Source organism: Nonomuraea terrae (assembly GCF_044465245.1).
Classification (GTDB): domain Bacteria; phylum Actinomycetota; class Actinomycetes; order Streptosporangiales; family Streptosporangiaceae; genus Nonomuraea; species Nonomuraea terrae.
In genome coordinates, this window is sequence record NZ_JBITLL010000001.1 from 470447 (window position 1) to 482567 (window position 12121).

Consider the following 12121-nt stretch of genomic DNA (forward strand, 5'->3'; position numbering starts at 1 on the left):
CGGGCGACGCGGTCGTGCGAGGGGTCAGGCGTGATGGGCCGGCACGGTGCCGAGCCGGCCGGCCTTGAAGTCCTCGAACGCCTGCACCAGCTCTTCCCGCGTGTTCATGACGAACGGCCCGTAGTGCGCCACCGGCTCGCCGATGGGCTGACCGCCCAGCACGATCACGTCGAGGGTGTCCTTGGCCGTGATCGAGATGGTCTCGGCCGCCGTGGCGAGGCCCGGCCGGTTCCCGAACCCGTCGAACACCGCGAGCTGCCCGTCGGCGATCGGCCGCCGCTCGCTCCCCACCGTCCCGCGGCCGGACAGCGCGTACGCCAGGGCGTTGAAGTCCTTGCGCCACGGCATGACCAGCCGCGCCCCAGGCGAGAGGGTGGCGTGCAGCAGCGTGATCGGTGTGTGGGTGCTGCCCGGCCCGACGTTCCCGGCCAGGTCGCCCGCGATGAGCCGGACGAGCGCGCCACCGTCGTGGCTGCTCAGCAGCACGACGCTGGTGCTCCCGATGTCCTGGTACTTCGGCGCGATCATCTTCTGGGCGCCCGGGAGGTTCACCCAGAGCTGGATGCCGTGGAAGAGGCCGCCCTGCTGCACGAGCCACTCCGGCGGCGCCTCCTTGTGCAGGATGCCCGCGCCGGCTGTCATCCACTGCGTGTCGCCGTTGGTGATCGTCCCTCCGCCCCCGTTGGAGTCGAGATGGTCGATCACCCCGTCGATCATGTATGTCACGGTCTCGAAGCCGCGGTGCGGGTGCCACGGTGTGCCCTTGGGCTCGCCGGCCGCGTAGTCGACCTCCCCCATCTGGTCCATCATCACGAACGGGTCGAGGTACTCGGGCTTGATGGCGGCCAGCGCCCGGCGCACCGGGAAGCCCTCGCCCTCGAATCCGCTGGGCGCGGTCTCGACGGCGAGCACCTTCCTCTCCGGGGCCGCGGCCACCGGCTCGGGCAGGCGGGGGAGGGTCAACGGGTTCTCGACGGTCACGGCGGGCATGTCGCGCTCCTTCCAGCGGGATCTGCCCGCCTCAACCCGATTTAGTTTTCAACTATTCCACGGTCCCGGCCCTCGGGGGAGTCAGGAGCCGCCGGCCAGCGTGAAGGCGCCGCGGGCCAGAGCCACCTGCTCCTGCGCCACCATCGGGTCGAGCGGCGCGCCCGGGTCGATCGCCATCGTGGTCACGACGTACGTCTTGCCGGCGGAGGTGCGGGCGAGGAAGGACAGATCTGACACACCGGGCTCCGAACCGCCCTTGAACCACACCTGCGGCCACTCCTTCCGGTCCAGCCCGAGCCCGGCGTCGTTGATCGACATGGCCTGGGCGATGTGCTCGTCACCCAGCTTCACCAGGCCGGCGTAGGCCTGGCAGATCTCGGTGGGGGAGGCGTACCACTCGAGCTCGGCCAGGTCACGCGGCGCGGTCCACATGGCGAACCGGGACAGCGGCGCCTTCGCCACCACGTCGTCCAGATAGGCGCGCTGCTTCGCGTTGTTCAGCGACAGGTAGCGCTCGGCGTGGCGCGGATGGTCCACGCCCTTGAGCACGAACAGCTCCCGCGTCGTGATGACCGGCGCGTTGCGCTTGTCGTGGGCGCCCCAGGCCCGCATCGTGCGCTCGACCGCCTTGCGGCCGACCTGGTGGATGAGCAGGTCGGTGGCGGTGTTGTCGCTGATGGAGATCATCAGCTGGGCGGCCTCCAGCACCGTCACCTTGCTCCCGTCGGGACGGTCCTGGAGCTGGCCGGACGGCAGGCTCTTCAGCTCGGGCGTGATCGTCAGCTCCGTGTCCCAGCCGAACTTTCCGTTCGCGATCGCCTTGGACACCGCGCCGAGCACGTACAGCTTGACCATGGAGCCGAGCGGACGCGCCTGCTCCGCGGCGACGGCGTGCACGGGGACGCACGTGCCGTTCGCGGTCAGCTCGGCGGCGAGGAAGCCGGTCTGAGGCGCGGTCCTGGACAGCCGCTCGTCGATCTCGTCCCAGCTGCTCGGGGTGGCGGGCGGCGGGGTGACCGGCTGGAAGAGCAAGCCGTTGATCAGCCCGGCGGCGTTCACGGAGAGCTGGACGGCGAAGGGCACACCGGCGACCGTGACGCGGGCCACCAGCGTGTTCTCCTGCGGCTGCGCCAGCTGCTCCAGCCGCATGCCCGCGAACTGGGCCAGCGCCTGGTTGAGCTGCGCGGGCGGCACGCTCGTGAGGAAGCCCGCCTCGAAGTGCCCGGCCAGCTCGCTCTCCGGGAGCGGCGTGCGGTTGACCGCCTCGAGCAGCCAGCTCAGCTGCCGGCCCGCGGCGGTGTCGGGGATCTCCGGCGCGGCGGCCACGCTCCGCGCCACGGGGCCCGCCGTGGCCGTGGACTGGGCCGTGGACTGGGCCGTGGACTGGGCCGAGGCGGGCAGGGCCACACAGGCCGGCAGGGTGATCGTGATCGCGGCCGCCGCGAGGCGCCGGGCAGGCTTCGACGAGGGGTTCATGGGGGACTTCCTTCGGGGGTCTGCGGGGGCGTGATCTCCAGAAAACCCTATCGGCCCTGTTCGGAGCCACCATGCGGGCCGCCGTCCGGCCGGGAGGATGACCGCAGGAAGTATGCGGACAACCTCATAGACACCGGACGGAACCTGGTGTTCGGGACGACCGGATCAGGACTCACCGGCCAGCTGGAAGGCCCCGCGGGCGAGAGCCACCTGCTCCTGACCCACCTGCGGGGGGAGGGCCGCGTCCGTGTTCACCGCCATCACGGTCGCCACGTACGACTTCCCGGCCGAGGTGCGGGCGAGGAAGCTCATGTCGTTGAGGCCCACCTCCGAGCCGCCCTTGTACCACACCCGCGGCCACGTGTTCCGGTCCAGCCCGAGCCCGGCGTCGTTGATCGACATGATCTCCCCGACGCGATCGTCACGCAGCTTCACCAGCCCGGCGTAGGCCCGGCAGATCTCGGTGGGGGAGGCGAAATACTCGAGCCTGTCCAGCTCGCGGGGCTTCGTCCACGGCTCGATCCGCGACAGCGGCCACTCGGCCACCACGTCATCGAGGTAGGCGCGCTGTTCGGCGTCGCCCAGCGACAGGTAGTGCTCGGCGCGGCTCGGGTAGTCCACGCCCTTGAGCAGGAAGAGCTCCCTCGTCGTCATGAGGGGGACGTTGCGCTTGTCGTGGGCGCCCCAGGCCCGCAGGGTGCGCTCGACCGCCTTGCGGCCGACCTGGTGGATGAGCAGGTCGGTGGCGGTGTTGTCGCTGATGGAGATCATCAGCTTGGCGGCCTCCCGTACGGTGACCCTGCTGTTGTCGGGACGGTCCGCCAGCCCTCCGGTTCCCGGGCTCCGCAGCTCCGGAGTGATCGTGAGCTCGGTGTCCCAGCCGAACCGGCCCTTGCCGACGGCCTCGGACACCGCGCCCAGCACGTACAGCTTGATCATGGAGCCGAGGGGGAACGCCTGGCCGGCGGCGACGGCGTGCACGGGGACGCACGTGCCGTTCCTGGTCAGTTCGGCGGCCAGGAAACCGGTCTGAGGCGCGGTCCTGGACAGCCGCTCGTCGATCTCGTCCCAGCTTCGCGGCGTGGCGGGCGGTGGGGTTACGGGCTGGAAGAGCAGGCCGTTGATCAGCCCGGCGGCGTTCACGTCGAGCTGGACGGTGAAAGGCGTGCCCGCGGCCGTGACGCGGGCGACCACAGCGTTCGGCCGCGACTGCAGCAGCTCCTCCAGCCGCATGTCCGCGAGCGACGCCAGCGTCTGGTTGAGCCGCGCGGGCGGGACGCTCGCGAGGAAGGCCGCCTCGAAGTGCCCGGACAGCTCGCTCTCGGAGAGCGGCGTGCGGGTGACGGCGTCGAACAGCCAGCGGAGCTGGCGGCCGGCAGGCGTGTCCGGAATCTCCGCCGCGGCGACGGCGGTCGTGCCGGCCGCGGGTGTGGCTGCGGTCCTGCCAGGTGTGGCGGGGGCCGCGGATGCCGGGGCGGGGGCGCTCGCGCAGGCCGACATGCTGATCGCCACCGCGGCCACCGCGAGGAGCCGGGCGGGCTTCGACGAGGGATTCATGAGGTCTCCTTCGGAGTTCACCGGGAGCGCCGGTGCGTTCCCGAACCCCAGGAGACCCGCCGCGGCGTGATCGGGACCACCGGGTGGGCCGCCGTCCGAGCGGGGCGGATGGCCGTAACAAATATGCGGATAACCTCATAGACGCCCTGCACCTCGCCCGACACCATGAGGCCCTATGAGATCGAGGCTGCTGGCCGGGTCGCTCGCCTTGACCGCGGCCGCCGCCACCACGACCGGGTCGGTGCTGGCCGGCGAGCAACCATTCGCGGCCGGCGGCTGGGTGTTCATCATCGTCTCCTGGGGCTTCTCCGGGCTGGGCTGGCTGCTCGCCGACCGGCGTCCTGAGCTGCGTTACGGCTGGCTGCTGCTGATCACCGGGCTGTCCTTCGGCCTCGGCGCGCTCGGCGCCGGACTGCGCACGACCGACGCCCCGGCGCTGCTCACCAGCCTCCTCGCCGCCATGTACGGACCCTTCTACGGCCTGACCCTGATCTTCGTGCCGCTGCTGTTCCCCGACGGCCGGCTGCCGCCGGGGCGTCGGTGGCCGGTCGTGGCGTGGATCTCCGGTGTCGCGATCGCGATCCACTCCACCGGGTTCGTCATCGACATCAGCCAGTACCGGAATCCGGCGGGGGTGTCGGCCGCCTTGCTGGTCGTGTCCGCCTTGAGCGGGCTCGGCCAGATCGTCACGTGGATCATGGGCTTCATCGTGCTCGCCGGGCTCGTCAGCCGCTGGCGGCGGGCGAAGGGTGAGCGCGGTCAGTACGCGCTGATGGTCGCGGGCCACTGCGCGACCCTGGCGGGGATGGTCATCGCGGCCCTCTCGGTCACCGGCGTGCTCGGGACCTCGATGTACGGGGCGGCCGCGATGACGGGGATCCTGTTCGTGGTGGGGTCGCTGCCGGGCGCCATCGCGGTGGCGATCGTGCGGCATCGGCTGCTCGACATCCGCGTCGGCATCCGCGGATCACGCCTGCACATGGTCTTCGACGTGCGCCCGACCGTGGACGAGGTGCTGTCCGATCTCGGCACGGCGCTGGAGGAGGCCGCCGAGCCGGTGGAGCAGCTCGGCCGGCTGGCCGCCGCGGTGCGGTCGGGGCTGGAGGTCACATGGGCGGCCGTGGCGCTGCCCGACGGCACGCGGGTGGTCGCCGGACGGCAGGACGGCCCGCCGGCGCTGGAGGTGCTGGTGGGCGGCGGCCCCGGCCGCATCGAGTGCGGGCCCAAGATCGCCGGCCCGCTGAACCGCGTCGACCGGCGCCTCCTGCACTCCCTGGCCGTGCCCGCCGGGCTGGCCATCCAGAACGCCGCCCTGGTCTCCCGCCTGGTCAACGCCCAGGAGGCCGAACGCCGCCGCATCGAGCGCAACATCCACGACGGCGTGCAGCAGCAGCTCGTCGCCCTCATCGCCGGCCTCGAACTCGCCAGGGCAACCGGCGGGGCCGACCCCGGCATGCTCGCCGACCTGCGCGAGCAGGCCCGCCAGACGCTCGCCGACCTGCGGGAGCTGGCGGCCGGCATCCACCCGTCGTCCCTCAGCCAGGGCGGTCTGGTGGACGCGGTGGAGGAACGCTGCTCCCGCCTGCCCGTCCGCACGACGGTGACCACGTCGCCGTCGCTGCGCACGAGGCGCTTCGCCGACCGCGTCGAGGGCGCGATGTACTTCACCGTGAGCGAGTCCGTCGCCAACGCCCTCAAACACGCCGAGGCGGCGCACATCGACGTCCACCTCGTCCACCACGACGGCCGGCTGCAGGCCACGGTGAGCGACGACGGCAAGGGCTTCGACCCGGCGACGACGGGCCGCAGGGGCCTTGCGACCCTCGCCGACCGGCTCGACGCGCTGGGCGGCGGGCTGACGGTGCACAGCGGAACAGGAGAGGGGACACGGGTGAACGCGTGGGTGCCGGTCGATGGATGAGCGAATCCGTACGGTGGTGGCCGACGACCACTACCTGGTGCGCGAGGGCACCCGAAGGCTGCTGGAGATGTCCGGCGAGGTGGCGGTCGTGGGCGCGGTGGGCGGCGCCGACGAGCTGCTCGACTCCGTCCGCCGCCTCGGGCCCGACGTGGTGGTCACCGACATCCGGATGCCCGGCGGGGAGTGGCGGCAGGGCTTCGAGGGCATCGACGCCGCCCACCGCATCCGCTCCGCGCACCCGAAGGTCGGAGTGGTGGTGCTGTCGCAGTTCTCCGACGCGTTGTTCGCGTTCGAGCTGTTCAAGCACGGCACCGAGGGCTACGCGTACCTGCTGAAGGACCGGGTGGGCGACCTCGACGAGCTGCTGGGCGCGATCAGGGCGGTGGCCTCCGGCGGGTCGGTCATCGACCCGAAGGTCGTGGAGGGCCTGCTGGCCAGGCACGACGTGCGCGGCCAGCGCGACGCGCTGACGGCCCGCGAGAGGGACGTGCTGCGCGAGATGGCCCACGGGCTGTCCAACTCGGCCATCGCCCGCGCCCTGCACCTGTCGGTCTCGTCGGTGGAGAAGAACGTCAACGCCATCTTCACCAAGCTCGGCCTGGAGAACAGCGGCGACGTGCACCGGCGCGTCGCCGCCGTCCTCGCCTACCTGGGGCCCGACACGTCCTGACGGGTCCGGTACGCCAGGCGGCGCAGCAGGATCTCCGCCGGGCCGCGGTGCCCGGCACGCCGCATCAACTCGGCGATCAGCAGCGAGACCAGCCACGTCGCCGCGCCCACCCCGGTCGCCGCCGCCAGGCCGAGGTCGTCCTCCAGCCAGAGCCCGTAGGGGGAGAAGACCAGGAGGAACGCGACGGACTGGAAGAGGTAGAAGGTCATCGAGCGCTGCCCGAGCGCCTCCACGGCCGTCCTGAACCGGCCGCGGGCCGCCCGGATCGCCACCAGTGCGACGATCGCCGCCATGCCGATGCCGCCGGCGTAGCCGGTGAGCGGCTGCGCGAACGACGCCGGCCACAGCGCCGCCCCGGAGGGATGCGTCCACCACCCGGCCTGGAGGAGAGCGGCCGGGACGCTACCGGCCACGGACAGCGCCGTGGTGATCACCGCGGCGCGGACCAGGAAGGAACGGTGCCGCTCGGGCTCGTCGAGGTAGCCCCGCCGGCCCGCCCACATGCCGATCAGCACGCCCGGCACCACCATGAGGAGACCGACGGCCAGGGTGACCGGCCAGCTCGTGACGCGCCCGCTCAGCAACTCGCCGAAGCCGGCGCCGTCCGTGGCGATGCTGCCCTTGGCGAACGTCGGGATGCCCTGCGACAGCGGGAAGCCCATCGCGCCGCCGACCATGATCGTCGCCGGCACCATGACGAGCCCCGCGATCCACAGCAGCGCCCGGTCCGAGCGCCGCAACAGCCCCACGAGCAGGACGGCCGCCAGCCCGTACGTGGCCAGGATGTCGATCGGGACGAGCAGCACGACGTGGGCGAACCCGATGGCGACCAGCCACCAGCCCCGCCGGCGCAGCAGCTTGCGGGCGCTCACCCACTCGTCGCCGCGCGCCAGCCGCCGGTTCAGCAGCTGGACCAGCGAGTAGCCGAACAGGAAGGCGAACAGCGGCCGGGCGTGGTTGTTGACGAACACCATGTGGAAGAAGCTCGTGATCTCGTTCGCCAGGCCGGGCCCGCGGCCGGCGTCGGTGACGAACAGCGGGGCGTGCGCGAACGCGATGGCCAGCAGCATCACGCCGCGAGCGAGGTCGGGGGCCGGCGCCCGCCCGGTGGGCGCGCCGGACGGGCCGGGCGCGCGGGTCGGTGCAGGGGTCGAGGTGTTCACGGTGGTCTCCTCCGGGTCAGGGCGGGCAGGCAGTGTCGTCAGCCGCCGCCTCCGTGCGTGTGCGCCCCCGTGGCCGCCTCCACGATCTTGCGCAGCGCCGTGGCGATCGGCTCGACGGGCGTGGACAGGTGGTGGATCCGGTCTTCGCGCAGCCGCGACTCCCCCCGCGAGGGCATGACCGTCTTGAGCCCGGCGGAGGCGGACAGCGCCGCCAGCACGCGGACGCGGCCGTCCATCCGGGCCACGGGCCGGCCGCTGCGCAGCGCCCTGCCCACCTGTTCGGTGAGCCGGCGCGACACGTACGGCTTGCGCGGCGTGATGTGCTCGATCGGGAACAGCAGGATCCGGCGGCGCTCCACCCGGATCAGCCGGGCGGCCGCCAGGTCGTCGCGCACCAGGCGGAACGCCTGGGCGTGCTCCTTGCTGATCCATCGCCCCCAGGACCGCGGCCGCGAGGCGTTGACGTCCTTCCAGAGGGCCGCGTGCAGGGAGCCCTCGCGGGCCTTGGGCGGGCTGACCGCCCGCGCCTTGCCCGCGTCGTCGGCCAGATGGCCGGCCAGCAGCAGCTCGGCCAGGGCCGCCGCGCGCAGCAGGTATCCGAGTCGGCCGCGGTTGACCAGCTTCTGCTTGCGCAGGTCGAAGGCCAGCAGGAAGGCCGATCGGGTCAGCGGCTCATCCTGGTGCACCAGCGTCTGCATCGTCTGCTCCCTCGTCGTGCTCGTCGTCCTGCGGGGTCTTGCGAGGGCGTCCGCGGGGTCGCATCCCCCCGACGTTGTCGGGCAGGCGCCCGGCCTCGGACAGGGCCCTGCGCAGCAGGAACTCGATCTGGGAGTTCGTACTGCGCAGCTCGTCGGACGCCCATCTGGCCAGCGCGTCGTGGACCACCGGGTCGAGCCGCAGGAGGATCTTCTTGCGCTCCACGGTGCTTACTGGTAGAGCGTGCCGGTGTTGACCACGGGCTGGGTGTCGCGGTCGCCCACCAGCACGACGAGCAGGTTGCTGACCATGGCGGCCTTGCGCTCCTCGTCGAGCTCGACCACGTCGTGCTCGGCGAGCTTGGCCAGGGCCATCTCGACCATGCCGACCGCGCCCTCGACGATCCGCTGGCGGGCCGCCACGACCGCGCCGGCCTGCTGGCGGCGGAGCATCGCGTGGGCGATCTCCGGCGCGTACGCCAGATGGACGATGCGCGACTCGATGATCTTCACGCCCGCCGCGGCCACCCGGGCCGCGATCTCGGCCGACAGCTGCTCGTTGATCTCGTCGGCGTTGTCCCGCAGCGACAGCCGGGGGTCGCCGTGGGAGTCGTACGGGTAGCTGCCCGCGATGTGGCGCACGGCCGTCTCCGCCTGGATCGCGACGAACTCCACGAAGTCGTCGACCTCGAAGACCGCCTGCGCGGTGTCGCGCACCTGCCAGACGACCACGGTCGCGATCTGGATGGGGTTGCCGTCGGCGTCGTTGACCTTCGTCACGTCCGTCTCGTGGTTGCGGATCCTCGTGGACACCCGGCGGCGCAACGTGATCGGGTTGACCCACTGGAAGCCGGGGGTGCGCAGGGTGCCGACGTAGCGGCCGAGCAGCTGCACGACCCGTGCCTCGCCGGGCGCGACCGCGGTCAGCCCGAAGCTCAGGACCAGCCCGGCGAGGATCGCCAGGATGGTCAGCGCGACCAGCCACAACCCGCCCTGGCCCCGGGCGAGCATGACGATCCCCATGATGAGCAGCGCGATCCCGGCCAGGACCAGCACCAGCGAGATCCCCAGCATCACGAACCCGTTGGCGGCCCGTACCGGCCGCTCCTCGATGCGCGGCGCGGGCATGTCGACGACCGCCGCTTCGATCGCGACACCGCTCGACGTCTCCGTCATCGCCTCTCCCCTTCCCTATGACTTCATCTTGCTAGCAAAGTGATATCACTTTTTCGCGCACGGGGATACCCGCGGTCGCAGTCGGTAAGCCCATTGAGCCGCTCCCGCCACCCCTCCGGCGGAACCGATCGGCGCCGTCCGGCGCAGGGGTGGCATGCGGACGTTCATCACGCGAACGGCGGTCCTGCTGCTGCTTGCCGTGCCGGCGGCCCCGCGAGTGCCGCGAGGGCGATGGCGGTGACCCATCTCGTGCCCGCGTACTTCACGGGACGAGCCACATCATCGGCTTCCGGGTGCTGGAGAACGGCCGGCAGGCGGATCTCGGCAAGGTCGGCCTGCCGCGTCCATGCCGCCGAAGGCTTCATGGCCCCGTACGCGCTCGGCACCCTGACCGTCCCGGGGCCGTTCAAGGCCGATCGGCTGCCCCGGCACGTGCGGGCGTCGGACGGCCGGCGCGTGCCGGATCGCTGGAATTCAGACCGCCCGGCTGCACCGCCGCCGGAGGCGGCAGCCCGGATCGACACGGACGGTGATGCGCCGCCGAGTCAGGGGAGGGTGGCGGCGATGCCGTCGAGGAGGGCGCGCAGGCCGTACTCGAAGGTGTGCTCCGGGGTGGCGTTGTAGTCGTCCGACGACGTGCCGAGGCGGGCGCGCAGGCGCGGGAAGTCGCCGGCGATCTCGCGCGCCCTGGCCATGGTGGCGCCGATCAGCTCCTCGGGATCCTTGCCGGTACGGCTCAGCCGCTTGGTGAGCGAGTCGAGCGCCGACATGCCGAGCACGTTGCCCAGCACGTACGTGAAGACGGCCGCCGACGCCAGATCGGCCGCCGCGCCCCGGAAGCCCGCCGCCTCGAAGACCGCGAGGCTGTGGTCGTCGTGCCGCGCCTTGGCGGGGCCGTAGAACAGGTGGGACCCGAACGCCTGCACCAGCCACGGGTGCCGGGCGAGCATGGCGTGCAGGCTGCCGGCCATCCGCGTCGCCGCCGTCCGCCAGTCGACGGCGTCGAGGTCGGGCAGCTCGACCTCGTCCCAGACCTGGTCGCCGGCCAGCAGGATGAGGTCGTCCTTGTTCTTGACGTGCCAGTAGACCGCCGTCGCGACCGTGCCGAGCCGCTTGCCGAGGTCGCGCATGTTGAGGCCGTCGAGGCCCTCCTCGTCGAGCAGCTCGACGGCGGTCCTGACGATCTGGTCGCGGCTCAGCGTGTCACGCGGCATGCCCGAACGATAGGGCATCGACCCGCAGTTGCACAAAGTTCAGGAACGCTCTTGCACTTAGTTCAAGTCTCGGGTTACCTTCCTCTTGTACTTAGTTCAAGCGCCGGCAGCGGCCGGCACGAAGGAGTCCCCCCATGAACGTCGTCGTCGCCGTGATGCAGGTCCTCGTCGCCCTGGCATTCGTCAGCATCCCGCTCGTCCGCCACCGCTACGGAGCCGCCGCCACCGCCGGCGCCCACGCCGAGCTGGAGCGCCAGGGCGCGCGCGGCTCCGTGCTCGCCGAGAACGGGATGAGGTTCGACGCCGGCGGGCACGAGACGTGGGCCCCCGGGGGCATCGCCGCCGTGATGGTCGCGGCGGCCGTGCTGAACGTCACCGCCGTCTCCTGGGCCGGCACGGTGACGTGGATCGTGCAGTCGCTCGTCCTGGTCGTCAACTGCCTCGTCGTCTACAGCCAGGTCACCGCGGTCTCGTCCGTACGGTCGGCCTTCGCCCGCAAGGGCGACCCGACGCTGGCCCGCATCGACGTGGTGGCCCTGCTGAAGGCGGCCGAGTCCGGCTTCCCGTCCTGGACGTGGAAGCTGGCGAACGCCCGCCACGTCGTGGTGTTCGGCGCCTCACTCCTCGCCCTCGCCCTCACCGCCACGGCCTGAAAGGCGGACGCCATGACCGCCCTGATCGCCGCACTGCAGCTGTTGCTCGCCACGACCTTCCTCGTCCTTCCGGTCACGGTCTGGTTCACCGGAGAGGCCGCACAGCGGGCCGCCGAGGCGGAGGTGGCCCGCCAGGGCCACGCGCCCGGCGTCCTCGCCCGTCACGGCATCCGCTTCGCCGAGCGGGCCTGGGAGTTCGGGCTGGCCCTCGCCATCGGCGCGGTCCTGGGCACGCTGGGCGCGCTCAACCTCGCCGGGGACGAGACCGGCCGCCTGCTGTCATGGGTCGTCACGCCGCTCGTCCTGGCCGGCGCCGGCTTCGTCACCACGAGCCAGGTGTTCGCGACCCGCTACACCGAGGCCGCCCTCGCGAAGTCAGGCGACCCGGCCGCGCGGGCCCTCGACGCCCGCCGGGTGATCGCCGCCGCGAGCTCCGGCTTCCCCTCCTGGCTGCGGCCGCTGGTGGTGGTGCGGTTCGTCCTCACCACCGCGGGCTCGCTCCTGGTGATCGTCCTGCTCGCGGCGGACGCGTACGTCAGCTGAGCCGCCAGGTCACAGGCGGACACGCACCACCCGGCCCGCGGCCTCCCGCTCCCGTCGGAGAGG

The 12121-nt window shown here is 72.1% G+C and carries 12 protein-coding genes; 4 read left to right on the top strand and 8 right to left on the bottom strand.

Features of this window, described 5'->3' with window-relative positions:
• Positions 1-24 precede the first annotated feature (24 nt).
• The 3 genes from ACIBP6_RS02280 to ACIBP6_RS02290 all read right to left on the bottom strand — a co-directional run bounded on the left by ACIBP6_RS02280 (position 25) and on the right by ACIBP6_RS02290 (position 4023).
• Positions 25-990 carry a pirin family protein gene (locus ACIBP6_RS02280; RefSeq protein WP_397047925.1) on the bottom strand — a complete coding sequence of 322 codons (966 nt, stop codon included), beginning with the start codon at positions 988-990 and terminating at the stop codon, positions 25-27.
• Between the two features lie 81 nt (positions 991-1071).
• Positions 1072-2466 (bottom strand): serine hydrolase, encoded by a 1395-nt coding sequence (locus tag ACIBP6_RS02285; RefSeq protein WP_397047927.1) that lies wholly within the window; start codon positions 2464-2466, stop codon positions 1072-1074.
• A gap of 165 nt (positions 2467-2631) precedes the next feature.
• Entirely contained in the window at positions 2632-4023 is a 1392-nt protein-coding gene (locus tag ACIBP6_RS02290) for a serine hydrolase (protein ID WP_397047929.1), read from the bottom strand.
• A gap of 175 nt (positions 4024-4198) precedes the next feature.
• Between ACIBP6_RS02290 and ACIBP6_RS02295 the strand changes: the two genes are divergently transcribed.
• Together ACIBP6_RS02295 and ACIBP6_RS02300 are read left to right on the top strand one after the other, a co-directional pair.
• Entirely contained in the window at positions 4199-5944 is a 1746-nt protein-coding gene (locus ACIBP6_RS02295) for a sensor histidine kinase (protein WP_397047931.1), read from the top strand.
• A complete protein-coding gene (locus ACIBP6_RS02300) occupies positions 5937-6614 on the top strand; it encodes a response regulator transcription factor (RefSeq protein ID WP_397047933.1) in 678 nt (225 codons plus the stop codon). The genes ACIBP6_RS02295 and ACIBP6_RS02300 overlap by 8 nt, the downstream gene beginning before the upstream one ends.
• Here ACIBP6_RS02300 and ACIBP6_RS02305 read toward each other — a convergent pair.
• The 5 genes from ACIBP6_RS02305 to ACIBP6_RS02325 all read right to left on the bottom strand — a co-directional run bounded on the left by ACIBP6_RS02305 (position 6590) and on the right by ACIBP6_RS02325 (position 10862).
• Complete coding sequence (locus tag ACIBP6_RS02305) at positions 6590-7777, bottom strand: DUF418 domain-containing protein (RefSeq protein WP_397047935.1); 1188 nt, start codon at positions 7775-7777, stop codon at positions 6590-6592. The genes ACIBP6_RS02300 and ACIBP6_RS02305 overlap by 25 nt on opposite strands.
• Before the next feature lie 38 nt (positions 7778-7815).
• Positions 7816-8475, bottom strand: coding sequence for a GOLPH3/VPS74 family protein (locus tag ACIBP6_RS02310; RefSeq protein WP_397047937.1), 660 nt, complete (start codon positions 8473-8475; stop codon positions 7816-7818).
• Positions 8450-8698 carry a hypothetical protein gene (locus tag ACIBP6_RS02315; protein ID WP_397047939.1) on the bottom strand — a complete coding sequence of 83 codons (249 nt, stop codon included), beginning with the start codon at positions 8696-8698 and terminating at the stop codon, positions 8450-8452. The genes ACIBP6_RS02310 and ACIBP6_RS02315 overlap by 26 nt, the downstream gene beginning before the upstream one ends.
• Before the next feature lie 5 nt (positions 8699-8703).
• Complete coding sequence (locus ACIBP6_RS02320) at positions 8704-9648, bottom strand: SPFH domain-containing protein (protein WP_397047941.1); 945 nt, start codon at positions 9646-9648, stop codon at positions 8704-8706.
• A 545-nt stretch (positions 9649-10193) separates the two neighbouring features.
• Positions 10194-10862 carry a TetR/AcrR family transcriptional regulator gene (locus tag ACIBP6_RS02325; RefSeq protein WP_397047943.1) on the bottom strand — a complete coding sequence of 223 codons (669 nt, stop codon included), beginning with the start codon at positions 10860-10862 and terminating at the stop codon, positions 10194-10196.
• Between the two features lie 134 nt (positions 10863-10996).
• On the opposite strand from ACIBP6_RS02325, the gene ACIBP6_RS02330 reads away from it, so the two are divergent.
• Both ACIBP6_RS02330 and ACIBP6_RS02335 read left to right on the top strand, forming a co-directional pair.
• Positions 10997-11515, top strand: a complete 519-nt coding sequence (locus ACIBP6_RS02330; RefSeq protein ID WP_397047945.1) for a hypothetical protein — start codon at positions 10997-10999, stop codon at positions 11513-11515.
• Between the two features lie 12 nt (positions 11516-11527).
• Positions 11528-12058: a hypothetical protein gene (locus ACIBP6_RS02335; RefSeq protein ID WP_397047947.1), complete on the top strand. Its 531-nt coding sequence runs from the start codon at positions 11528-11530 to the stop codon at positions 12056-12058.
• Positions 12059-12121 lie beyond the last annotated feature (63 nt).